Origin of the sequence: Streptomyces sp. NPDC026092 (assembly GCF_040638605.1) — a bacterium.
GTDB lineage: Bacteria > Actinomycetota > Actinomycetes > Streptomycetales > Streptomycetaceae > Streptomyces.
The window spans coordinates 1-22,746 of record NZ_JBEZYN010000017.1 but is presented as its reverse complement, the minus strand read 5'-3'; the positions used below and the strand labels follow the sequence as shown (position 1 = coordinate 22,746).

Genomic DNA, 22,746 nt, shown 5'->3' with positions numbered 1-22,746 from the left:
CGGTCAGGCCTCCGTTCCGGTGCTCTCAGCCGGAGCAGCGGCGGCAGCCTCGGCCTTGGGGGCCTCGGCGGCGGGAGCCGACTGCTGCGGCTTGCGGCCGCGACCGCCACGCTCGCCACCACGGCCACCACGGCCGGCGGGGCGCTCAGCGCCACCGCGGGCCGGACGGTTGCCGGCGCGGGCAGCGGCGTTCTCGGCGCGGACCTCGGCGATGTTCTTGACGTCGCCCTTGTAGATCCAGACCTTCACGCCGATGCGGCCGAAGGTCGTCTTGGCCTCGAAGAAGCCGTAGTCGACGTTCGCACGGAGGGTGTGCAGGGGCACGCGGCCCTCGCGGTAGAACTCCGAGCGGGACATCTCGGCGCCGCCGAGGCGACCGCCGCACTGGATCTTGATGCCCTTGGCGCCGGCCTTCATCGTGCCCTGCATGCTCTTACGCATGGCGCGACGGAAGGAGACGCGGGAGGAGAGCTGCTCGGCAACGGCCTGAGCAACCAGCTGAGCGTCCATCTCGGGGTTCTTGACCTCGAGGATGTTCAGCTGGACCTGCTTGCCCGTGAGCTTCTCGAGGTCGCCGCGGATGCGGTCGGCCTCGGCGCCACGGCGGCCGATGACGATGCCGGGACGCGCGGTGTGGATGTCCACCCGCACGCGGTCACGGGTGCGCTCGATCTCAACCTTCGAGATGCCGGCGCGCTCCATGCCGGACGTCATCATCCGACGGATGGCGACGTCTTCCTTGACGTAGTCCTTGTACAGCTTGTCGGCGTACCAACGGGACTTGAAGTCCGTGGTGATGCCGAGCCGGAACCCATGCGGGTTAACCTTCTGGCCCATTACCGGGTTCCTTCCTTGCTGCTGACGACCACGGTGATGTGGCTGGTCCGCTTACGGATCCGGTAGGCACGGCCCTGAGCACGCGGACGGAACCGCTTCAGGGTCGGGCCCTCATCCACGAACGCCTCGCTGATGTACAGCGAAGAGGCGTCACTGTGGTCGTAGTTGTGCGCGGCGTTGGCGATGGCGCTGTCAAGCACCTTGCCGACCGGCACGCTCGCGGCCTGCGGGGCGAAACGCAGGACCGCCTGAGCCTCCGTGGCATCCATGCCACGGATAAGGTCCACCACGCGGCGGGCCTTCATGGGCGTAACGCGGATGTACCGCGCCTGGGCCCTGGCTTCCATGGTTGTCCTTCCAGTGTCTGTCATGGTCATTCCACCCCGCTACTAGCGGCGCTTCGACTTCCGGTCGTCCTTGACGTGACCCCGGAAGGTGCGCGTCGGCGAGAACTCGCCGAGCTTGTGGCCGACCATCGACTCGGTGACAAACACCGGAATGTGGGTCTTGCCGTTGTGCACCGCGATCGTGTGGCCGAGCATGGCCGGGATGATCATCGAGCGACGGGACCAGGTCTTGATGACGTTCTTGGTACCGGCTTCGTTCTGAGCGTCCACCTTCTTTACGAGGTGGCCGTCAACGAAGGGTCCCTTCTTGAGACTGCGCGGCATCTAAACCCGCTCCTAGCGCTTCTTGTTCGTCTTGCGGCGGCGGACGATGTACTTGTCGCTGGCCTTGTTACGGTCGCGAGTACGCATTTCCTTCTTGCCCCACGGGGACACAGGGTGACGACCACCGCTGGTCTTGCCCTCACCACCACCGTGCGGGTGGTCAACCGGGTTCATCGCGACACCACGGACGGTCGGGCGAACGCCCTTCCACCGCATACGGCCGGCCTTGCCCCAGTTGATGTTCGACTGCTCGGCGTTGCCGACCTCACCGACGGTCGCGCGGCAGCGCGCGTCGACCAGGCGGATCTCACCGGAAGGCATACGAAGGTGGGCCATCGTGCCCTCCTTCGCGAGCAGCTGCACCGAGGCACCCGCGGAACGGGCGAACTTGGCGCCACCACCGGGACGGAGCTCGATCGCGTGGATCGTGGTACCGACCGGGATGTTGCGGAGCGCGAGGTTGTTGCCCGGCTTGATGTCGGCGCCAGGGCCGTTCTCAATCCGGTCACCCTGCTGCAGACCGCGCGGCGCGATGATGTAGCGCTTCTCGCCGTCGGCGTAGTGCAGCAGCGCGATGCGCGCGGTGCGGTTGGGGTCGTACTCGATGTGCGCGACCTTGGCCGGCACGCCGTCCTTGTCGTGACGACGGAAGTCGATCACGCGGTAGGCGCGCTTGTGTCCACCACCCTGGTGGCGAACGGTCACACGACCGGCGTTGTTACGGCCGCCCTTGCTGTGCAGCGGGCGGACCAGCGACTTCTCCGGCGTGGACCGCGTGATCTCGACGAAGTCGGCTACGGAGGAGCCACGACGGCCCGGCGTAGTCGGCTTGTACTTGCGGATTCCCATTTCTCAGTCCTCGTCCGATTCCGGACGACTCGACCGCCGTCAGGCGGTCGGGCCGCCGAAGATGTCGATACGGTTGCCCTCGGCAAGGGTCACGATGGCGCGCTTGGTGTTGGCGCGCTTGCCGAAACCGGTGCGGGTGCGCTTGCGCTTGCCCTGACGGTTGATCGTGTTGACCCCGGTGACCTTGACCGAGAAGACCGCCTCGACGGCCTGCTTGATCTGGGTCTTGTTGGCGCCGGGCGCAACGATGAACGTGTACTTGTTCTCGTCGAGCAGCGCGTAGCTCTTCTCGGAAACAACCGGCTTGACGAGGATGTCACGCGGGTCCGTGAAGGTCTTGCTGGTGATCGTGGCCTCGGACATCAGGCCTCGCTCCCTTCGTTGTCAGCGGCCTTGGGGCCAGACACGAAGGACTCGAGGGCGGCCTGGGTGAAGACCACGTCGTCGGATCGCATCACGTCGTACGTGTTCAGCTGGCCCGGCTCCAGGATGTGCACCTGGGGCAGGTTGCGGGCGGACAGCCACGCGGCCTCGTCGGAGCGCTCGACGACCAGGAGCAGGTTCTTGCGCTCCGAGATCTTGCCGAACAGCGTCTTGGCGGCCTTGGTGGAGATGTCACCCTCGACCACGCCGGAGACGACGTGGATGCGGGAGTGGTTCGCCCGGTCGGAGAGGGCACCGCGGAGGGCGGCGGCCTTCATCTTCTTGGGGGTGCGCTGCGAGTAGTCACGCGGCACGGGACCGTGCACGACGCCACCACCGGCGAACTGCGGGGCGCGGGTCGAACCCTGACGGGCGCGGCCGGTGCCCTTCTGGCGGTACGGCTTCTTGCCACCACCGCGGACCTCGCCACGCGACTTGACCTTGTGCGTGCCCTGACGGGCGGCGGCCAGCTGCGCGACGACGACCTGGTGGATCAGCGGGATGCTGATCTTGGCCTCGAAGATCTCGGCCGGGAGCTCGACGGTCCCGGTCTTGTCGCCGGAGGGCGACAGAATGTCAATGGTGCTCATATCCTCAGGCCCCCTTGGCCGCGGTGCGGACCAGGACGAGGCCGCCGTTCGGACCAGGAACCGCGCCCTTGATCAGGAGCAGGCCCTTCTCCGCGTCAACGGCGTGAACGGTCAGGTTCTGGGTGGTCACGCGCTCGTTACCCATGCGGCCGGCCATGCGCATGCCCTTGAAGACACGGCCCGGGGTGGCGCAGCCACCGATCGAACCGGGCTTGCGGTGCACGCGGTGGGCACCGTGCGAGGCCTTGCCACCACGGAAGTTGTGGCGCTTCATGACACCGGCGAAGCCCTTGCCCTTGCTCTTACCGGTGACGTCGACCTTCACGCCGGCCTCGAAGACCTCGGCGGTGATCTCCTGGCCGAGCGTGTACTCGGAGGCGTCAGCGGTGCGGAGCTCCACCAGGTGGCGGCGCGGGGTGACGTCGGCCTTGGCGAAGTGGCCCTTGAGGGGCTTGTTCACCTTGCGCGGGTCGATCTCGCCGAAGGCGATCTGGACCGACTCGTAGCCGTCGATGTCGTTCGTACGCACCTGGGTCACGACATTCGGACCGGCCTTGACGACGGTCACCGGGACGACCCGGTTGTTCTCGTCCCAGACCTGCGTCATGCCGAGCTTCTCGCCCAGGATGCCCTTGATGTTCTTAGCCATCTCGCGCGTCACCTCAGAGCTTGATCTCGATGTCGACGCCCGCCGGCAGGTCGAGGCGCATGAGCGAGTCAACCGTCTTCGGCGTGGGGTCGAGGATGTCGATGAGGCGCTTGTGCGTGCGCATCTCGAAGTGCTCGCGCGAGTCCTTGTACTTGTGCGGCGACTTGATGACGCAGTACACGTTCTTCTCAGTGGGCAGCGGCACCGGGCCCGCGACCGACGCACCAGTGCGAGTCACCGTCTCGACGATCTTCTTCGCCGAGGAGTCGATGACCTCGTGGTCGTAGGCCTTGAGCCGGATGCGGATCTTCTGTCCCGCCATGGCTACTCAGTAGTCCTTTGTCTAGTAACGCTCTGGTACTCGGGGGATCTCTTGACTCCGCCTCCGACCCACGCGGTCGGGCGTGTCGCACTCCCTCTACGCAGAAATCCCTAGGGATCTCCCAACCAAGGGGGTGCGGTTCCCAGAACCGCGAAGCCGGGGGGCAGAACACCACCCGAGCGCCTGGCCGGTACCCCGCTGACGCTTCCCGGAAGATTCCCGTACGTCCGACCCGAGGGGTCGACGAGTACTGTGGGACTCGCTTCCGGTCCTCCCGACGGGAGGCGCGCAGCATCGGCACTCAACCGAGCAACCCCGACAGTCTGCCATACGGGATGCGGGCCTGGCCAATCGAGCCCGAGAGAATACCCCGCACGTGACGCAAGTCAAACGCCGACCCTCCGAGTGGGGCGGGTCGATGCTGCTCAGGGGTCTGTGCCGTGCCGTTCGGGTGCGGTCGGGCCGCGCCGCCGCCCACTCACGCGGGGGTCATCCGGGCTCGGTCGTACGCCGCGCGGGCACCGCCCAGGACGCGAATCCGAGCAGCAGCACCAGCCCACACGGAACCCCCAGCACCACGGCCGGGCGCACCCCCTCGTGCAGCAGCCAGCCACCGACCAGACCCCCCGCGAACATGGCGCCGATCGAGGCGAACCGCCGCCCCTCGTGCCGGGCCCCCGCACCGATGCGCGGGTCGGCGACGTGCGGCAGACCGCCGACGAAGGCGGTCAGGGCACGGGTGGACAGCGTCGTGGGCACGTCAGGTACCCGCACCCGCAGGGTGGTGATGTTACGAACCCCCATGGCGGCGGCGACCAGCGCGATCACCCCGAAATGGTGCCCGTTCACGGGCCCGGCCGGCGGCCCGTCGACCCCGCCGTGCCAGGCGACGAGCGCCCCACCCCCCAGCAGCACCCCCTCGGCGAGCAACGCGGGAGCGAACCACCGCCGCTCACGCGCGTCCACACTCGACTCCAGCAACGACCCGAGGACCGCCCCGACCACGAACCCGGCACAGGACACCCCGGCAGCGGCCGGCGAGAGCCCGGCGGCCCCGGTGAGCGCGAACGCGAGCAGCAGCAGGTTCCCGGTCTGCATGGCGGTGAAGACCGGCCCGAGCGCGAGAAAGCTGACGGCCTCAATCATCCCGGTCGTCATCGTGAGCACAACCATGATCGAGGTGAGCACGCCCCCGGCCCTGGGCTTCATACCCGGACACTAAGGCGCGGGTGATCGTCCCGCCCGGCAACGGGGCGGGATCAGCGCCGACCGGCGTACGAGAGGAACCCGGCCCAGGCGTGGGGGGTGAAGGCGAGACGGGGGCCTTCGGTGACCTTGGAGTCGCGGACGTGGATGGTGGCGGGGGTGGTGGCGACTTCGACGCAGGACTCACCATCGGTGCCGCTGCTGTAGCTGCTCTTGAACCACGCGAGCTCGGGCTTGTGGATCATCTTTCTCCCAGCAATTGCTCGATGAAGGCCAGCGACTCCCTCGGGGTGAGAGCCTGCGCCCGGATGGTGCCGTACCGCAGTTCAAGGATGCGCAGCTGTTTCGGTTCGGAGACCGGGCGGCCGCCGAACGCTCCGTCGGATCGGCCCACGGCCGTGCCGTCCCCGAACTTCAGCACCTCGATCCGACCGTCCAACCCGGGGTGAGCCTCACTGTGCGTCGGCATCACCTGGAGCGAAACGCTGCGCAACCGCCCCACCTCCAGCAGACGTTCGAGCTGCTGTCGCCACACCATTGTGCCTCCAACGGGACGGCGCAGCGGGGCCTCTTCAAGCACGAAACTGAGCGCGGGCGCCGGTGACCGCTCGAAGACCGAACGCCGGGCCATCCGCGCGGCAAGCATGCGTTCGATGTCGTCCTGGGAGTACGCCGGCTGTCCGGCTTCGAAGAGCGCCTGCGCATGCTCCGGTGTCTGCAACAGTCCATGGATGCTGTTGCTCTCGTAGAGCCCGAACTCGACCGCTCGCGCCTCCAGCCGCTGCAGATCCCGCACTTTCTTCGGGTACCGGACCTCCACCACGTCCTTCTTCATGGCCGAGATCAGCCCACCCGCCCCCAGGACCTGGTCCACCTTGTCCAGGAACTCCGGGCGGGGGATCCGGGCACCGCGCTCGATCTTGCGGATCATGTCCTCGCCGTAGCCGACCCGCTCACCGAACTCCGCCGCCCGAAGGCCCTTCGCCTCCCGCCACATCCTGATCTGGCGCCCCACCGTCGCCACGACCGCGACGCCCGACTCGTCGTCCGGGTCAATCTCCCAGCCCGGCTCTTCCGTCCCCACGCCATCCACACTGTCCACGCTCATGCGCGCCACCTCCTCGGCCGCCCCTACCCCGGGGCCCACCCAGGACAGCCGGGACAGGGCCGGACAGTCTCGGGACAGTCACGGTACGTAAGGGCTTGTTCGATGGGCAGCGTACGCACGCGCCGCCACGCTGAGTGACATGAATCCAGAACGAACCCAACTCTTGGCACCTGTACGCCAGTTCGGAATCCAGCTCTCCGCTACTCCTCGGGGTGCCCGGCTCGCACGGCTCCTCGCCGTCGAGCAGCTGCGCACCTGGGAGCTGGAGGCGGTGGCGGAGGCCGCCGCTCACGTCGTCGCCGAGTTGGCGGCGAACGCCGTGACGCACGGCCGCGTACCCGGCAGAGACTTCTGCCTGGCGCTTCGCGCCACGGAGACCGTTCTCCGCATCGAGGTGGCGGACACCCGTTGTGACCGCCTGCCCGTCGCAGGACCCGGGTGCGGGCTGGTGCTCGTCGAGGCGCTCGCGGACGGGTGGGGTGTCAGCTCGGGGCCCGTTCCTCGGAAGACGGTCTGGGCGGAGATCGTCACCGCGTCGCGAGCGGCCGCGATGCGGTGACGCACGACGCTTACAAGAGATAAAGAACCAAGAGCAGAAATACCCCTCCCAACCCCTCCAGCCTCCCCAGCCGGTCGCCGTGACTCGCCGTCACTCACACGGGTGATCTGCGCCAACTGGGCTGGATTTGGGGCCGGTTGCCTGGCATATGCTCTCGCCACACAACCCCAGACAGACGTCGGCCCCCGGCCGGGACTAGCGATCCCGATCGAGGGCCTGACCAACACGGAAGATTCGAGCTTCCTGATGGCTTCCTCGCAGCCTAGCGCGCCCCGGCGCGCCTCCGGGCTCATTCACGTCAACGTCCGGCATACGACCCGGTACACGGTCGTCGGCAACCACCTCGCCCAGCACCGCGAGCTCTCGCTGCTCGCCATCGGGCTGGCCGTCCACCTCCAGTCGCTGCCCACCGGCGCCTCGGTCGGCATCAAGGCCCTGGCCGCCTGGTTCCCCGAGAGCGAGCTACGGATCGCGGGCGCCATGCACGAGCTGGAGGACCACGGCTACCTGAAGCGCTTCAACGAACGCCTGCCGAACGGACGCCTCGCGCCCCGCACGATCTCGTACAACCGACCAGGGGCTGAACCGGCCCGCGAGCGGGAGACGCCCCGGGGCCACGAGTTGCCCCCAGAACAGGAGCCTCCCCCGGATTCCGAGCCTCCCCGGGACACGGAGCCTCCCCCGGACCTCCAGCCTCACCGGGACACGGCCCCTCCCCCGGACCTCCAGCCTCCCCCGCCGCCGGAGCCTCCGGCCTGGACGGAGCATCGCCCGGAACCCGCGCCCAGCCCCGCGCCCGGCCCCGTAGCCGTAGCCGTAGCCCCAGCTCCGCCCACTCCGCCTGCTGCTCCACCCGCTCCACTCGCGCACGCCCACCGACCCGCCGCCGACGTCCTCGCCGGCCTGCGGGTCCACGAGCCCCGGCTCCTCCTCGCTGAACGGGACATCCACCGCCTGACTCCCGCCGTAGCCACCTGGCTGGAGCGCGGCGCCCACCCCAAGGCCATCGTCCGCACGCTCGCCGCGAACCTCCCCGACAACCTGGCCCACCCGGCCGGCCTCCTGGCCCACCGCCTCACCGTCCTACTGCCACCCCCGCTCCCGGCCGCAGCGCAGGCCGCCGACCCGCTCCAGAACTGCGACACCTGCGACCGCGCCTTCAGAGCCCCGGAGCCAGGCCACTGCCGCGAGTGCCGACCGGCCTTCGAAGCGCGGGGCGCCTGAGCAGTCGAGGCCCTGGCCCTCGCGAGCTTCTGGTGGGGCCGCCCTCTCTCCGAGAGTCGCACCTTCCACCGCCGCGTCAAGGGCGCTCCCTCCGGTCGCGTCGCTCCGCGATGGCCTACGGCCACCCTTGACCCGACGCCTCCAGGCGCGAAAACACTCTCGGAGGGCGGCCCGGGGGCGTGGCCACGGGGAACGGCGGGAATCGCTCCGGCCGCGAGGCCGCCTGCGGCCCGGTGGGTGGGGGCTTGGGGATTGGTCGGGCGGGGTGGGCCCCTTGCGTCCGGTGGGTGGGGGGCCGGGTATCGCTCCGGTCGAGCGGGTGCCTCGCCCCGGTGGGTGGGGGCTCGGTTCGCAGCCGAGGCAGGGAAGCTGGTGCCGGTCGGCTCTGGGTGCGCGACAGTGGAGTGGGGCGGCGACGGCACCGGCTCAGCGACTGACGTCGGGCGTGCGGCTGGGCTTCATGCCCCGCTGATTGCTCCCGGTGGGTCCCAGTTCCCTGCGGGAGCCACTGTGGGGCCCTAAGTGCAGCGAACTCCGCATAGCCGCGCACGGACGGCGGCAATTGCCGGGGGTGTCGGCTACGCGGGGGCGACTTCGGGGCCAAGCGGACGCGCTTGAGGCGCTGGCGCGGTGACGGCACCGGCTCAGCGGCTGGCGTCGGGCGGGCGGCTGGGCTTCATGCCCGGCTGATCATTCCGGGTGGGTTTGGGGGGCCGCACGGCGTAACCCCAGGCCGGTGACCTGGGGCTACGAGTCCGTGGGCGGGTACCTGCTACCGGTTGAGGATCTCCTCGGCCTTGTCGGCCACGTGCTGGGCCTGGATGTCGCGGCCCTTCTCATTGGGGTGCGCGTACCAGGGGAGCCACTGGCCGTCTCCGCCGATCTGGGAGTTCTCCAGCAGGCCGGCGATGCCACGGTCGGCAGCGTCGCAGGCCGTGTTGCTGCCCGTGTGGGTGTAGAGGTCGACGAAGTCGGCGCCACCGTCCGCGTCAGTGGCTGCCTTCTTGGTGACGTCGTTCAGCCGCTTCTGGATCTGGTCCAGGACCGGCAGGGCGTCCTGCGGGATGTCGGCGAGCGGCAGCTCGGTCTGGCCGGGTGCCGGGGCCAGGCACTTGTTCGTGTCTGCGGGTACGAGCCTGGGGTAGCCGACCAGAACGCGCTTCGCGTCGGGGGCGAAGTACGCGGCGCGGTCGAGCAGCTCCTCAAGCTCCCATCCGACCTGCTCGAACTGAGCGTCCAGCCATGCCTTTCCGTCGCCGGACGCGAAGAACTCAGAACGAGGGCGGCCGAACCAGAAGCCCCCGTGTGCGTCCACCCCAAGCCCCGCCCCACCCCAAGCCCCCGCCCCCGCCCCCGCCCCCGTCCGAGTAACCCCCACCCCCCGCGGGCAGTCGCCCAGCGTGCATACGAGTGACGAGATCTACCACCGGGTCCTGTGGGACGACCGGTTCGATCCCGAGCGGTTCGTGATGGGGATCCACGAGCGTGGGACCGACCAGCCGGCGCGCGTCGCGCTTCCCGACTTCGTGCCCGGTGGGGACGTGCCCTGGCATCGGGTGGTGTTCTTCGAGGTCGACGGGCGGGTCGTCTGGGACCGGGCCACCGGGGTCGACCGGCTCGATGCCGTGTTGCCGGCCCGGGTCGAGGGGCCCGTGCCGCCCGGGGAGGTGCTCGCCGTGCCGCCGACCGCCAGGACCGCCGTCGCGTGGATCCCGCCCCGCCGGCTGTGGCCCGCCATCCAGCATGTCCGCCGCGCGCACGACCGCCAGGTCCACCGCTGGCCGCCGCACGTGAACGTCCTCTTCGGCTTCGTACCGGAGGCCGACTTCGAGCGGGCGGTCCCGCTCGTCGCGGCGGCGGCACGGCAGGTGCCGCCGTTCCGGGCCCGGCTGGAGGGCGTGCACTGGTTCGGGCACCGTGAGGACGCCACCGTATGGCTCGATCCCTGCGCGGACGGCGAGGAGCCGTGGGCCCGGCTGCGGGAGGGCCTGGAGGCCCGGTTCCCACTGTGCGGAGACCGGGGCAGGGGCTTCACCCCGCACCTCTCCCTCGGCCGCAGCCGCGACCCGCACACCCTCGCCACCACCGCCGAGGCCCTCCTCGGCAGCGCGACCGCCCGGGTCAGGGACGTCGTGCTGCTGTCCCGCCGCGAGGACGGTCCGATGCTGGTCCGGGCGACCGTCGCGCTCGGGAGTGGAGAGGTGACCTCGGCCGCCGAAGCCCCCCAGCTCAGCTCCGCGTGAGCCGTCCGCACTCCTGCGGGAGGTCCGCGAGGTCCTTGCTGCGGTCGTACGGGTCGGTGGCCGGGCCCGAGGGGTCCGTGCCCGGTGACGCCGTGCGGTCCTCGGCGAAGATCGGGTGGAAGAACCCGTCCTTCGGCCCGTCGCACGCGTCGTTGCCGACGCTCGAGTTCATCCGGCTCACCGACAGCTTGCCCTTGGTCGCCCGGTACACGTCCGGGTCGGGCAGCGCGAAGGTGATCTGGCGGCGCGCGACCGTCCGCGCGACCTCGTCGGCGCCCGGCCGCACCTTCACCACCGGGTAGACGAAGGTGTAGTCCGTGTGGATCAGGACGTAGTTGGCGTACGCGCCCTTGCCGTTCTCCAGGGTCATCCGCCCCCGGACCTTCACCACGGACCCGACGAGCTTCGCCTCGGCCGGGCTGAACCGGCTGAAGAGAAGTGTGGGGTCGTTCTTCTCGGTGGCTTTGGTCAGGCCCTTCTCCATGGCGGGGAGGACATCGGGCTGGTGCGGGTCGAGCAGCGCCAGCGCGGCCGTCGGCCTGCCTCCGTTGACCACGGTGGGGTCGAGGTTGGCGGCGACGAGGAAGTCCTTCGCCGACTTCAGCGCGGCCCCGACCTCGTTCTTCGACATCCAGCCGACGGCCGTGGCCTGCGGCGTCTCGATCCCGGCGGCCCCGTCGCTCCACCGCAGCGCCGGGGAGCCGCGGAACGGCTCGCGCAGCGTGGGGTCTTCCGCGAACGCCTCCTCGGACGGCGCCGCCGTGGGGCGGGCGCTCTCGGCCGCAAGCGGCGTGGTCTCCCCCGGGCCCCCGAGCGCCTCGGGCAGATGGTCGGTGACGAGCTGCGGGCGGAGGGCTACGAGCAGCACGGCGGCGGCTGCGGCGAAGCCCAGGACCCCCTTCACCTGGCGCTTCCGCCTGCCGCGTCCGGTCTCCTCCTGCCAGGCCGGGCCACTGCGCCAGCCCTCGGGCTCCCGCGCGGGTGCCGAACGGGAGCCCCGACCCGTACCGCCCCCGCCCCCGACCCCCACCCCGTCCTTCTTCGCCGCCTCGACGAACGCCGCCCACTCCTCGTCCGAGACCGACGGATCCTTCTCGCTCATGCTGCTCCCCCACCCCTCAACACACCTACGGACCGGAGAGTTTCACGGCACCCGTCGCCCGACGCGCGCGGGGCAGAACTGTTGATCTTCCTGTGACCTGGCCGTTCACCCCACCCCCAACCTTCTTCACCCTCCGGGCACATGAGCGAATTCCCGGGCAACCTCCCCGTTCGAATTCCCGTCTAGCCAGTCGCGGCAGCGGGCCTGGAGCAGGCCTCCCGCGGATTCCAGGGCACGTGCGCGTGGTACGGGGGGAAAGCAACAGTGGACGGTTTCGGGCTGCTCAAGAAGGGTCTCCTCCGTCGGCGCGGGATTCTCGCGGCAGGTGCCGCCCTCGGTGCCACCGCCTTCGGTTCGACGGTTCTCTCCGGGTGTTCCGTGCCCGAGCCGCCCCGACGGGCCCAGCCCGTCGCCGATCCGGCGCCCGGGGTGCCGATCGCCAGCACCCGGCGCGAGCAGCTCATGCAGTTCGCCGCGCACCCGGACGACGACCTGTACTTCATGAACCCGGACACCCAGCGCATGGTCGACGCCGGTGTCCCGCTGGTCTCCGTCTACGTCACCGCCGGCGAGCACCTCGGCGAGAACCGGATCAAGGGCATGCCGCCCGCCCCGCCCAACCGGGCCGCCTACTCGTCCTCGCGCCACCAGGGCCTGCGCCAGGCGTACGCGAAGGCTTTGGGGCTCGACATGTTCACGCCCTGGCAGAAGGGCGTCACCACCCTTCAAGGCGGGCGGCGTGCCGAGATCAACACGCTGGTCCACGGCGGCCGGCGGGTCGAGCTGATCTTCCTCAACCTGCCCGAGCACGCGCCCCGGCGCTACCTGGCGCTCACCTCCCTCTGGCGCGACCGCGCGCTCGAACTGCGTACGCACCTCTCCGCGGACTCCCCCGTCGACCGCTCCGACAGCTACGACCACGACCAGCTGATCGACGTCCTCGTCGGCCTCCTCGACCGCTACCGCCCGACCGTCGTCCAGACCCTCGACCCCGACCCGGACGTCCAGGTCAGCCCCGAGGCGGTCCGCAAGCGCGACGCCGAGCAGCCCGGTTACTCCGACCACAGCGACCACACCGCGGTCGCCTGTTTCACCTGGGCCGCGCTCATACGCTGGGTCGCCGAGGGCCAGAAGGGCCCGGGACAGATACCCGCGTTCGTCGCGACCGCCTTCCGCGGCTACTACAACCGGCACTGGCCCAAGAACCTCCCCCCGCAGGTCCTCAAGGAGAAGGCCGGCCACCTCTTCGCGTACGGCGGCAATCCCGACTGGGAGTGCGGCAACGCCTCGGGCTGCGGCGACTACGGCGTCGGCGGCGGCCGCCCCCTGAAGAACACCAAGGGCTGGGTACGGGCCACCCACTACCGCTGGCCCGGCGCGGGCCCGGCCGTCGTCACCCGGCCCGACGGGCGGCTCGACGCCTACGGGGTGCTCGGCCTTCGCGCGGTCCGCTGGCGGGAGACGGAGCGCGGCACCGGGGTGTGGGGCGAGCCGACGGACCTGGGCGGCGGTCCGCTCGTGCCCGCGCTCGGCTCGGCGACCCTGCCCGACGGCCGGGTCCTGCTCTTCGGCGTACGGATCGCCTCGCTCACCGGGCGCGGCGGGCCCAACAAGAGGGAGGTCGTCCTCCTGGAGCAGCGCTCCCCCGACGGCCCGTTCCTCGCCTGGCGCGGTCTGGGCAACCCGGAGCGCAAGGACGACCGGGGCCGCCGCGTGGGCGTGCCGGTCGCGGTGACCACCCCCGACGGCCGGGTCCACCTCTTCCTGCGCAACGCGGACAAGGGCGTGTCGACGCGCGTACGGTCCACCGACGGCAGCTGGTCCCCGTGGCGCGCGCTGCCCGTCACCGAAGAGATCCAGGACGGTCTGGACGTCGTGGTCGACGCCGACGGACGCGTCCACGTGCTGGCCGCGGGCAGCAAGACCGTCCAGCACTGGATCGACTCCGTGCCGGCCGCCCCGCTGCCCCTCGCGGGCGACCCGGTCGCCGCCGTACCGGGCCGGGGCCGCACCGGGCTCGACGTGTACTACCGCAAGCCCGCCGCCAAGGAGCTGCTGTCGCAGCGTCACGGGAACGTGTCCTTCGACGGGTACGGTCCCGTGGCCGCGGCGGCCGACGCCTCCGGCACCGTCCTGCTCGGCCGGGACCTGCGCGGCCGCGTCCAGCTGCGGCGGGGCGGCCGGCTCTGGACCCGTACGCAGGGAGCGGCGGCCGTCCAGAGCTCGGTCCTGCGGCTGCCGCCGGAGGGCCCGGTCGCCGTCGGCCTGGGCGCGGACGCCCACCCGTGGGTGTGGCGCCCGGCGCAGCGCTCGGGGGCGACCTCGCACTCGTAGACCCGTTCGGGCTGTGCTCCGTACGGGAAGACCCCGTACGGAGCACGGCCCCTACAGAACGAAAACCGCACAGAACAAAGAAGAGGGCCCCCGGTCCCGCCGCGAACGGCGGGCCGGGGGCCCTCTCATGACGCTCCGTCAGGAGCGGCACAGGTCAAACGATCAGCAATTACTTGGTGATCGAGGTGACCTGGCCGGCGCCCACGGTCCGGCCACCCTCACGGATGGCGAACTTCAGGCCCTCCTCCATGGCGACGGGCTGGATCAGCTCGACCGACATGGCGGTGTTGTCGCCCGGCATGACCATCTCGGTGCCCTCGGGGAGGGTCACGACGCCGGTCACGTCCGTGGTACGGAAGTAGAACTGCGGGCGGTAGTTGTTGAAGAACGGGGTGTGACGGCCACCCTCGTCCTTCGACAGGATGTAGGCCTGGGCCTCGAACTGGGTGTGCGGCGTGACCGAACCCGGCTTGATGATGACCTGGCCGCGCTCGACGTCCTCGCGCTTGATGCCACGGAGGAGCAGACCGACGTTCTCACCGGCCTGGCCCTCGTCGAGCAGCTTGCGGAACATCTCGATGCCGGTGACCGTGGTGGTGGTCTTCTCGGTCTTGATGCCGACGATGTCGACGGTCTCGTTGACCTTGAGGACACCACGCTCGATACGACCGGTGACGACGGTGCCACGACCGGTGATCGTGAAGACGTCCTCGATCGGCATCAGGAACGGCTTGTCGACGTCACGCTCGGGCTGCGGGATCGCCTCGTCGACGGCGGCCATCAGGTTGAGGACCGACTGGCCCCACTCCGCGTCGCCCTCGAGCGCCTTGAGCGCCGAGACCTTGACGACCGGCAGGTCGTCGCCCGGGAAGTCGTACTCGGAGAGGAGCTCACGGACCTCGAGCTCGACGAGCTCCAGGATCTCCTCGTCGTCCACCATGTCGGCCTTGTTCAGGGCGACGACGATGTACGGAACGCCGACCTGGCGGGCCAGGAGCACGTGCTCCTTGGTCTGCGGCATCGGGCCGTCGGTGGCGGCGACCACGAGGATGGCGCCGTCCATCTGCGCGGCACCCGTGATCATGTTCTTGATGTAGTCCGCGTGACCGGGGCAGTCGACGTGCGCGTAGTGACGCGACTCGGTCTGGTACTCGACGTGCGCGATCGAGATCGTGATACCGCGCTGGCGCTCCTCGGGAGCCTTGTCGATCTGGTCGAAGGCCGAGGCCTCGTTCAGGTCCGGAAACGCGTCGTGCAGCACCTTGGTAATGGCGGCCGTGAGGGTCGTCTTACCGTGGTCGATGTGACCGATGGTGCCGATGTTGACGTGCGGCTTAGTCCGCTCGAACTTCGCCTTCGCCACTGGGTCCTCCTGTGGAGTGGTTCTGTACGCCTTGCTTCATCGGCGCCAGGTGATCTTTGCTGGGATGCCACGCACCGGGGCCCGATTCCTCGGGTTTCGGGGTCGGAACCCCGGTGAGTGGTGTCAAGCCTAAAGCGTGCACTCGGGTGAGTTACTCGCCCTTGGCCTTCGCGATGATCTCCTCGGCGACGTTCCGCGGAACCTCGGCGTAGGAGTCGAACTGCATCGAGTAGCTTGCGCGACCCGAGGTCTTGCTGCGGAGGTCTCCGACGTAGCCGAACATCTCCGAAAGGGGCACGAGGCCCTTCACGACGCGAGCGCCGCTGCGCTCCTCCATGGCCTGGATCTGGCCACGGCGGGAGTTGATGTCGCCGATGACCTCACCCATGTAGTCCTCGGGCGTGACGACCTCAACGGCCATCATCGGCTCAAGGATGACGGGGGAAGCCTTGCGCGCGGCCTCCTTGAAGGCCTGCGAGCCGGCGATCTTGAACGCGAGCTCGGAGGAGTCGACCTCGTGGTAGGCACCGTCGAGAAGGATGACGCGGACGCCAGTCATCTCGTAGCCGGCCAGGATGCCGAACTGCATGGCCTCCTGCGCACCGGCGTCGACCGAAGGGATGTACTCCTTCGGGATGCGGCCACCGGTGACCTTGTTCACGAACTCGTACGAGGCGTCGCCGCCCTCGATGGGCTCGATCGCGATCTGCACCTTGGCGAACTGACCGGTACCACCGGTCTGCTTCTTGTGGGTGAAGTCCACGCGCTCGACGGCCTTGCGGATCGTCTCGCGGTACGCGACCTGCGGCTTGCCGACGTTCGCCTCGACCTTGAACTCGCGACGCATACGGTCGACGAGGATGTCGAGGTGAAGCTCGCCCATACCACCGATGATGGTCTGGCCGGTCTCCTCGTCCGAGTGGACCTGGAAGGAGGGGTCCTCCTCCGCGAGACGCTGGATGGCGACACCCAGCTTCTCCTGGTCACCCTTGGACTTGGGCTCGATCGCGACCTGAATGACCGGCGCCGGGAAGTCCATGGACTCCAGGATGACCGGGTTCTTGTCGTCGCACAGCGTCTCACCGGTGGTGGTCTGCTTCAGGCCCATGACGGCGACGATGTCGCCGGCGCCCACCGAGTCGATCTCCTCACGCTTGTTCGCGTGCATGCGGTAGATCTTGCCGATGCGCTCCTTCTTGCCCTTGACGGAGTTCAGCACCGCGGTGCCGGCCTCCAGGCGACCGGAGTAGATCCGGACGAAGGTGAGCTTGCCGAGGTGCGGGTCGCTCGCGATCTTGAACGCGAGGGCCGACAGCGGCTCGTCGTCGGACGGCTTGCGCTTGACGACCAGCTCCGCGTCCTTGACGTCGTGGCCCTCGATGGCCTCGACGTCCAGGGGGGAGGGGAGGTAGCGCACGACCGCGTCGAGCAGGGGCTGAACGCCCTTGTTCTTGAACGCGGTGCCACAGAAGACGGGGGTGATCGTCTTCTCGCCGCCACCCTTGCCGGAGGCAATGGTGATACGACGGATCGCGGCGTACAGCTGCTCCTCGGTGGGCTCCTGGCCCTCGAGGAAGAGCTCCATGATCTCTTCGTCGTTCTCGGCGACGGTCTCGACCAGCTTGCCGCGCCACTCTTCAGCGGCCTCGGTGTGCGTGGCCGGGATGTCGACGATGTCGTACATCTCGCCCTTGGTCGCCTCGGCGGACCAGACCAGAGCCTTCATGCGGACGAGGTCCACAACACCCTGGAAGTCCATCTCGGAACCGATGGGGAGCTGCATGACGATCGGGACGGCGCCGAGGCGGTCCACGATCATGTCGACGCAGCGGTGGAACTCGGCACCCGTACGGTCGAGCTTGTTGACGAAGCAGATACGCGGAACGCCGTAGCGGTCCGCCTGACGCCAGACAGTCTCGGACTGGGGCTCGACACCGGCGACGCCGTCGAACACCGTCACGGCACCGTCGAGCACGCGGAGCGAACGCTCCACCTCGACGGTGAAGTCGACGTGGCCCGGGGTGTCGATGATGTTGATGGTGTGGTCGACGTCCTCGAGCGGCCAGTGGCAGGTCGTCGCGGCGGACGTGATCGTGATGCCGCGCTCCTGCTCCTGCTCCATCCAGTCCATCGTGGCAGCGCCGTCGTGGACTTCACCGATCTTGTAAGAAACACCGGTGTAGAACAGGATCCGCTCGGTGGTGGTCGTCTTGCCCGCGTCGATGTGAGCCATGATGCCGATGTTGCGCACCTTGGCAAGGTCAAGCGAAGTGGTAGCCATATCGGCTCAGTCTTCTCTCGGTCTCGATGTGGGTTGCGACTACCAGCGGTAGTGCGCGAAGGCCTTGTTGGACTCGGCCATCTTGTGCGTGTCCTCGCGCTTCTTGACCGAAGCACCGAGGCCGTTGGAGGCGTCGAGGAGCTCGTTCATGAGGCGCTCGGTCATGGTCTTCTCGCGGCGGGCGCGGGAGTAACCCACGAGCCAGCGCAGAGCCAGGGTGGAGGCGCGACCGGGCTTGACCTCGATCGGCACCTGGTAGGTGGCGCCACCGACACGGCGGGACTTGACCTCGAGGGACGGCTTGACGTTCTCGAGGGCGCGCTTCAGCGTGATGACCGGGTCGTTGCCGGTCTTCTCGCGGAGGCCTTCCATGGCACCGTAGACGATGCGCTCGGCGGTGGAACGCTTGCCGTCCAGCAGGATCTTGTTGATCAGCGAGGTGACAAGAGGAGAGCTGTAGACCGGGTCGATGATGACCGGGCGCTTCGGGGCGGGGCCCTTACGAGGCATTCTTACTTCTCCTTCTTGGCGCCGTAGCGGCTGCGAGCCTGCTTACGGTTCTTGACGCCCTGCGTGTCGAGGGAACCGCGGATGATCTTGTAACGAACACCCGGCAGGTCCTTCACACGGCCACCACGCACGAGCACGATGGAGTGCTCCTGCAGGTTGTGGCCCTCACCCGGGATGTAGGCCGTGACCTCGATGCCCGAGGTCAGACGCACACGCGCGACCTTACGGAGGGCCGAGTTCGGCTTCTTCGGGGTGGTGGTGAAGACACGCGTGCAGACGCCGCGACGCTGAGGGGAACCCTCGAGTGCGGGCGTCTTGTTCTTCTCGACCTTGTCCTGCCGGCCCTTCCGGACCAGCTGCTGGATCGTAGGCACTACTTCTCCGGTTTCTGTGTGCCGTCGTAAAACTAACCTGAAACACGCCACCGACCCACGCGGTCGGGTGTGTCGAATACTGCGGACCTCCGCCGGAAGCGGAAAAGGCGCAGATTGCGGTGGCCGTTGTCGAACTCGCCATGCGGTTGAGGACACGCACACGAGCCCAGGCACACCCCAGGCACAAGGTCTGAGCGTACCTATCGCATGGACTCCGGTCAAAACAAATGCCCACGCGCACGGGGCCCGGCCGACGTGGGAGAACGAATCCCGGGACGGCCGGTGAGCCGGCGGTGACGGAGAGCCCGTACCCGCGTCGTGGGTACGGGCTCCGGCCGCGCGCCGGGGCGGGGGTGGGGGTCAGTCCCGGCCGGCCCGGCGGGGCTCGCCGGGGGAGCGTGGCTCGCCCTCCTCCTCGCCGGGTTCCAGGAACTGGTTGACGACCTTGACGAACACACCCATCCGCTCGTCGGGTACGCCGAGCCAGCGGGCGAAGTCCTCCATGGTGGGCTGCCAGTCGCCCGGCGGCAGCAGATCCGCCGCGAGCGGCAGCTCGTCGGGCGTGACCCGGCCGGACCGGATCAGCATGTCGCGTACGGAGACCCCGAGGAGGGGGGCGATCCTGCGCATGGTCTCCAGGTCGGGCATGCTCTGCCGCTGGAGCAGCCGGGTCACGGCGGCCCGGTGGACGCCGGCCTCGTCGGCGATCCGGGACTTTCCTCCACCGCGCGGACTGTCGATGTCGTAGCCGCGCGCTCTCATCAGGCCTTCCACCCAGCCTGCGAACTCGTCGAGCCCTTGAGTGCTCATGTACCGCTCCCTAACTCCCCCACCCTCCGGGGACCACACTCTAGCGTGCTTGCGCGCAAAGAATTACGTGCTTTTGAGCACGCAATCGTGTCGAATCAGTGAAGGGCGCTTCACGCCGCTCCCCAAATTTGTTGCGCGCCCGCACGCAACATGTCACTCTCTGACTCGCCGTCGCACTCGTCGGCCTCATGAGTCCCAGGAGTCGCACCGGCCCCAGGGCTCGGTGGCCCCGGACCGTGGAGAGAAGAACCATGCTCCTGCCCGACTCGTCCTCATGGCAGGCCGCCGCCGCGTGCGTCGGCCTCTCCCCGGCCGTCGTCTTCGCCCGCCGCCCCCAACAGGCCGCCCCCGCCCTGCGCGCCTGCGCCGCCTGCCTGGTCCGCCGCGAGTGCGAGGCCGCCGTGGCCCCCGCGGAGAGCTACTTCGACGGCGTCTGCGCGGGCCGCCTGTGGCGCAACGGCCGCGCGGTGCCGGAGGCACGTACGGCGAAGGCCCTGGGCGCGGCGACCGCGGGGGGCGTCCGTGGCTGAGCCGACCGGGGAGCGGATGGCCGCGGAGCCGACGGCCGAACGGGCCCTCGCCGGGCCGGCCGCCGAACGGAGCCTCGCGGAGCGGACTGCCGAAGGGGTCCTCGCCGAGCCGACCCCCGAACGCATCCCCGCCGAGGCCGCCGTCGAGCGGATCCTCACCGACATCGCCCTGTGGACCGCCTCCCTCGTCCGGCAGTTCCCCGAGCTCTCCGAGGAGCTCGCGCCCGGCCGCCGCTCGCCCACCGGCGCAGCGCCCGCCGCGCCGCACCCCGGCCGCGACGAACTGATCCGCGAGGAGCGCCGCGAGGCGCTGCTGCTCGAACAGCGGCACGGGCTCGTGGTCCCGGGCCACGGCGCCGCGCCGATCCGGCTGCACGTCAGCGACGCGATCCGGGACATCACGGACGGCGTGGTGGAGCTGGAGGAGGCGGTACGCGCCCGGCTCGGCCTCCCCCGTCCCGGCCGCGCCCCGGTCGTGGAGCGGCTGCGGCGGACCATGGCCCTGCTCGACGAGATCGCGGTCCACCCCGACCTGGCCCGGCACGTGCGCGACGAGCTGCGCCGGATGGCGCGGCGGTGCGCGCGGACGCTCGGCGACACGGAGACGGTCGTCCGGGTCTCGGGCCGCTGCCCGTGGTGCGACTCGGTGTCGCTGCGGGCGTTCCCGGACCGGCGGGCGGTGCTGTGCGTCAACCCGGCCTGTACGTGCACGGTGGACGACTGCGGCTGCCAGGACGACCCGGCGTACCGGCACCTGTGGCCGGAGGCGGAGTGGGCCGAGCTGGCGGACGCGGCGGGCGCCCGTACGGAGGAGATCGAGACGGCGATGGACACGACGAAGGAGACCCCTTGCTGAGCTCGACCTCGATGCCGCTGTCCCTGCCGGCCCTGATCCCCGGCCCCCTGGCCGCCGAAGAGGCCGGCGTCGCCCCGGCGACGATCCGCAAGTGGGTCCAGCTCGGCCATCTGCGAGCGGCCGGCAAGGCGGGCCGGGCCCAACTGTTCCGCCTGGAGGACGTCTTCGCGGCGGAACGAACCGCCCGCCGCCGCCCTCGTACCGCGTAGCCCCCGCGACCCCCGCACGACGAAGCGCCCCGTGTCTCCTGGAGAGACACGGGGCGCTTCGTCGTGCGCAGACCGACGGTCCGGAACCGGTGGCGAATGCCGAGCTGGTGATGGAGCGGGAGCCGGCTCTCCTCGATCCGCCCAAGAAGGGCTGGCTGCGGAGGTAGTCGCCCCCGTACCGCGGCCCGATCGGGCCCGCCCGGCCAGGAGAATCCCAGCCCGTCGACGAATTAGTTGCGTGCGCGCACGCTCTCTGTCACGGTTGGTGCAGCGGCGGAGCTGTGCCCGAGCAACGGGCGGCGGCTCCGCCGTTCGCCGTCCGGGAGCGCTCCGCGCCCCCTCCCCCTCGCCCGCGTCGAGCGCCCCGGACGGCCCCCGTACCACCCGCATCGCCCCGCACCACCCCGTCCCGCCTCCCCTTCCACCGAGGAGAACCGTCATGACCACTCCCCCGAGTGCGTTCCCGGACGTCGAGAAGCTGGTCGTCGACGTCCTCAAGGCCGACCCCGCCCTGGCCGGCGCCGTGATCGCCGTACAGGCGCCTGCCGGATTCGACGGCACGCAGAGCGCCGTCCTGGTCAACCGCCGCGGCGGCGCCTGGATCGGCGATCTGCACGTCGACAAGCCGCTGATCGAGTTCGAGGTGTACGGGCCGACCAAGAACGCGGCCCACGTGCTCGCCAACGGCGCCCGGCGCGCGCTGCTCGCCACCATCGGCAAGAAGATCGGCGTCAACTTCGTCAGCGACGTCGAGGAGCAGGACGGGCCGCGCTGGCTGCCCGACTACGTCTACCGGGGCGCCAACCGCTACCTCTGCGTGATCCAGCTCTCCGTGAGCGTCTTCTAAGGCCCTCCCCGACCGACGCTCACCCCACAGACCAGGCCTCGCCGTCCGGCGGGGCCTTTGCCGTACCCGGGCCAACACCCGGGGCGGCGCCGCCACCCCTTCCTCAACCCAAGGAGAAATCCACCATGGCAGGAAACAACTCCGCCGAGATCCGCGTCGCAGGCATCGGCAAGCTCTACGTCGCCAACGCCGGTACCGACATCCCGGCCTTCGGCGCCGACTCCGCCACCGACTGGGCGTCCTGGACGGACCTCGGCTTCACCACCGGTGACGGCGTCACCTTCTCGAAGAAGGACAAGCTGGAGGCCATCGACTCGTGGCAGTCGGTCTCCCCGGTGCACTACATCTACTCGGCCCGTGACCTCTCGCTGAAGTTCTCCATGCTCCAGTTCAACGAGAACACGCTCCCGTTCTTCATGGGCGGCGGCAAGGTCGAGGCCGTGGGCGCCCCGGCGACCGACACCTACAAGTACGAGGTCGCCGAGCGTCCGTTCGCGGACGTGCGCGCTCTCGGCCTGGAGTTCACCGACGTCAAGGCCGGCGGCTCGACCGCGGTCACGTACCGCTTCATCATCCCGCGCGGCCAGGTCACCGCGTCCGACGACATCAAGCTGGCCCGCAAGGCGGCCTCGCAGCTGGGCATCACCTTCTCCGCCATGTCGAAGGGCGACGGCAAGCCGCTGGCGACCTTCCTCATGAAGGACAGCCAGTACTCCGCGACCGTCTGATCCTTCTCCCCCTGGGGGGGGGGGGGGGGGCCCCCCCCCCCCCCCCCCCCCCCCCCCCCCCCCCCCCAAACACCCCCCCCCCCCCCCCCAAAACCCCCCCCCCCCCCCCCAACCCCCCCCA

General features: G+C 69.7%; 26 protein-coding genes and 1 pseudogene. 9 read left to right on the top strand and 18 right to left on the bottom strand.

Going from position 1 to position 22,746, the window contains the following annotated elements:
- Positions 1 to 3 precede the first annotated feature (3 nt).
- The 11 genes from rpsC to AB0F56_RS25575 all read right to left on the bottom strand — a co-directional run bounded on the left by rpsC (position 4) and on the right by AB0F56_RS25575 (position 6,655).
- Positions 4 to 837, bottom strand: a complete 834-nt coding sequence (gene rpsC / locus AB0F56_RS25625) for a 30S ribosomal protein S3 (RefSeq protein WP_356886096.1) — start codon at positions 835 to 837, stop codon at positions 4 to 6.
- Positions 837 to 1,184, bottom strand: coding sequence for a 50S ribosomal protein L22 (gene rplV / locus AB0F56_RS25620; protein WP_041662774.1), 348 nt, complete (start codon positions 1,182 to 1,184; stop codon positions 837 to 839). The genes rpsC and rplV overlap by 1 nt, the downstream gene beginning before the upstream one ends.
- 42 nt (positions 1,185 to 1,226) lie before the next feature.
- Positions 1,227 to 1,508 (bottom strand): 30S ribosomal protein S19, encoded by a 282-nt coding sequence (gene rpsS / locus AB0F56_RS25615; protein WP_015035577.1) that lies wholly within the window; start codon positions 1,506 to 1,508, stop codon positions 1,227 to 1,229.
- 12 nt (positions 1,509 to 1,520) lie between these two features.
- A complete protein-coding gene (rplB, locus tag AB0F56_RS25610) occupies positions 1,521 to 2,357 on the bottom strand; it encodes a 50S ribosomal protein L2 (RefSeq protein WP_362013644.1) in 837 nt (278 codons plus the stop codon).
- A 39-nt stretch (positions 2,358 to 2,396) separates the two neighbouring features.
- Positions 2,397 to 2,720: a 50S ribosomal protein L23 gene (gene rplW / locus AB0F56_RS25605; RefSeq protein ID WP_352188385.1), complete on the bottom strand. Its 324-nt coding sequence runs from the start codon at positions 2,718 to 2,720 to the stop codon at positions 2,397 to 2,399.
- Positions 2,720 to 3,370: a 50S ribosomal protein L4 gene (gene rplD / locus AB0F56_RS25600; protein WP_362013643.1), complete on the bottom strand. Its 651-nt coding sequence runs from the start codon at positions 3,368 to 3,370 to the stop codon at positions 2,720 to 2,722. Before rplD ends, rplW begins: the two co-directional genes overlap by 1 nt.
- 4 nt (positions 3,371 to 3,374) lie before the next feature.
- Entirely contained in the window at positions 3,375 to 4,019 is a 645-nt protein-coding gene (gene rplC / locus AB0F56_RS25595; RefSeq protein WP_361965481.1) for a 50S ribosomal protein L3, read from the bottom strand.
- 13 nt (positions 4,020 to 4,032) lie between these two features.
- Entirely contained in the window at positions 4,033 to 4,341 is a 309-nt protein-coding gene (gene rpsJ / locus AB0F56_RS25590; RefSeq protein ID WP_003948644.1) for a 30S ribosomal protein S10, read from the bottom strand.
- 489 nt (positions 4,342 to 4,830) lie between these two features.
- A complete protein-coding gene (locus AB0F56_RS25585; protein WP_362013642.1) occupies positions 4,831 to 5,550 on the bottom strand; it encodes a YoaK family protein in 720 nt (239 codons plus the stop codon).
- A gap of 50 nt (positions 5,551 to 5,600) precedes the next feature.
- Positions 5,601 to 5,792 carry a DUF397 domain-containing protein gene (locus AB0F56_RS25580; protein WP_362013640.1) on the bottom strand — a complete coding sequence of 64 codons (192 nt, stop codon included), beginning with the start codon at positions 5,790 to 5,792 and terminating at the stop codon, positions 5,601 to 5,603.
- The gene (locus AB0F56_RS25575) at positions 5,789 to 6,655 is read right to left on the bottom strand and encodes a helix-turn-helix transcriptional regulator (RefSeq protein ID WP_362013639.1); all 867 of its coding nucleotides are present in this window, start codon (positions 6,653 to 6,655) and stop codon (positions 5,789 to 5,791) included. The genes AB0F56_RS25580 and AB0F56_RS25575 overlap by 4 nt, the downstream gene beginning before the upstream one ends.
- A gap of 139 nt (positions 6,656 to 6,794) precedes the next feature.
- Between AB0F56_RS25575 and AB0F56_RS25570 the strand changes: the two genes are divergently transcribed.
- Positions 6,795 to 7,214 (top strand): ATP-binding protein, encoded by a 420-nt coding sequence (locus tag AB0F56_RS25570; protein WP_362013637.1) that lies wholly within the window; start codon positions 6,795 to 6,797, stop codon positions 7,212 to 7,214.
- A 246-nt stretch (positions 7,215 to 7,460) separates the two neighbouring features.
- Positions 7,461 to 8,438 (top strand): helix-turn-helix domain-containing protein, encoded by a 978-nt coding sequence (locus tag AB0F56_RS25565; RefSeq protein WP_362013636.1) that lies wholly within the window; start codon positions 7,461 to 7,463, stop codon positions 8,436 to 8,438.
- Between the two features lie 772 nt (positions 8,439 to 9,210).
- Here the strand turns inward: AB0F56_RS25565 and AB0F56_RS25560 are convergent.
- Positions 9,211 to 9,753, bottom strand: a complete 543-nt coding sequence (locus AB0F56_RS25560) for a hypothetical protein (RefSeq protein ID WP_362013634.1) — start codon at positions 9,751 to 9,753, stop codon at positions 9,211 to 9,213.
- 85 nt (positions 9,754 to 9,838) lie between these two features.
- Between AB0F56_RS25560 and AB0F56_RS25555 the strand changes: the two are divergent.
- Positions 9,839 to 10,642: pseudogene (locus AB0F56_RS25555) on the top strand (RNA repair domain-containing protein); the annotation flags it as partial.
- A gap of 25 nt (positions 10,643 to 10,667) precedes the next feature.
- Here AB0F56_RS25555 and AB0F56_RS25550 read toward each other — a convergent pair.
- A complete protein-coding gene (locus AB0F56_RS25550) occupies positions 10,668 to 11,783 on the bottom strand; it encodes a hypothetical protein (RefSeq protein ID WP_362013632.1) in 1,116 nt (371 codons plus the stop codon).
- A gap of 264 nt (positions 11,784 to 12,047) precedes the next feature.
- Here AB0F56_RS25550 and AB0F56_RS25545 point away from each other — a divergent pair, with 264 nt between their 5' ends.
- Positions 12,048 to 14,117, top strand: a complete 2,070-nt coding sequence (locus AB0F56_RS25545) for a PIG-L family deacetylase (protein ID WP_362013631.1) — start codon at positions 12,048 to 12,050, stop codon at positions 14,115 to 14,117.
- A 169-nt stretch (positions 14,118 to 14,286) separates the two neighbouring features.
- Here AB0F56_RS25545 and tuf read toward each other — a convergent pair whose 3' ends face one another.
- The 5 genes from tuf to AB0F56_RS25520 form a co-directional block, all read right to left on the bottom strand.
- Positions 14,287 to 15,480 carry an elongation factor Tu gene (gene tuf, locus AB0F56_RS25540; protein ID WP_362013630.1) on the bottom strand — a complete coding sequence of 398 codons (1,194 nt, stop codon included), beginning with the start codon at positions 15,478 to 15,480 and terminating at the stop codon, positions 14,287 to 14,289.
- A 151-nt stretch (positions 15,481 to 15,631) separates the two neighbouring features.
- Positions 15,632 to 17,761, bottom strand: coding sequence for an elongation factor G (fusA, locus tag AB0F56_RS25535; RefSeq protein ID WP_362013629.1), 2,130 nt, complete (start codon positions 17,759 to 17,761; stop codon positions 15,632 to 15,634).
- Positions 17,762 to 17,800: 39 nt separating this feature from the next.
- Positions 17,801 to 18,271: a 30S ribosomal protein S7 gene (gene rpsG / locus AB0F56_RS25530; RefSeq protein WP_003966970.1), complete on the bottom strand. Its 471-nt coding sequence runs from the start codon at positions 18,269 to 18,271 to the stop codon at positions 17,801 to 17,803.
- A 2-nt stretch (positions 18,272 to 18,273) separates the two neighbouring features.
- Positions 18,274 to 18,645 carry a 30S ribosomal protein S12 gene (rpsL, locus tag AB0F56_RS25525; protein WP_003948652.1) on the bottom strand — a complete coding sequence of 124 codons (372 nt, stop codon included), beginning with the start codon at positions 18,643 to 18,645 and terminating at the stop codon, positions 18,274 to 18,276.
- Between the two features lie 360 nt (positions 18,646 to 19,005).
- Positions 19,006 to 19,455, bottom strand: coding sequence for a helix-turn-helix transcriptional regulator (locus tag AB0F56_RS25520; protein ID WP_362013627.1), 450 nt, complete (start codon positions 19,453 to 19,455; stop codon positions 19,006 to 19,008).
- A 251-nt stretch (positions 19,456 to 19,706) separates the two neighbouring features.
- On the opposite strand from AB0F56_RS25520, the gene AB0F56_RS25515 reads away from it, so the two are divergent.
- From AB0F56_RS25515 to AB0F56_RS25495, 5 genes are all read left to right on the top strand, one after another.
- Positions 19,707 to 19,985, top strand: coding sequence for a WhiB family transcriptional regulator (locus AB0F56_RS25515; protein WP_362013626.1), 279 nt, complete (start codon positions 19,707 to 19,709; stop codon positions 19,983 to 19,985).
- Positions 19,978 to 20,841: a hypothetical protein gene (locus AB0F56_RS25510; RefSeq protein ID WP_362013624.1), complete on the top strand. Its 864-nt coding sequence runs from the start codon at positions 19,978 to 19,980 to the stop codon at positions 20,839 to 20,841. The genes AB0F56_RS25515 and AB0F56_RS25510 overlap by 8 nt, the downstream gene beginning before the upstream one ends.
- A gap of 11 nt (positions 20,842 to 20,852) precedes the next feature.
- On the top strand, positions 20,853 to 21,050 hold the full coding sequence (locus AB0F56_RS25505) for a hypothetical protein (protein ID WP_362013884.1): 198 nt from the start codon (positions 20,853 to 20,855) through the stop codon (positions 21,048 to 21,050).
- A gap of 439 nt (positions 21,051 to 21,489) precedes the next feature.
- Positions 21,490 to 21,897, top strand: coding sequence for a hypothetical protein (locus AB0F56_RS25500; RefSeq protein WP_362013623.1), 408 nt, complete (start codon positions 21,490 to 21,492; stop codon positions 21,895 to 21,897).
- A 125-nt stretch (positions 21,898 to 22,022) separates the two neighbouring features.
- Positions 22,023 to 22,625, top strand: coding sequence for a phage tail protein (locus AB0F56_RS25495; protein ID WP_362013621.1), 603 nt, complete (start codon positions 22,023 to 22,025; stop codon positions 22,623 to 22,625).
- Positions 22,626 to 22,746: the final 121 nt, after the last annotated feature.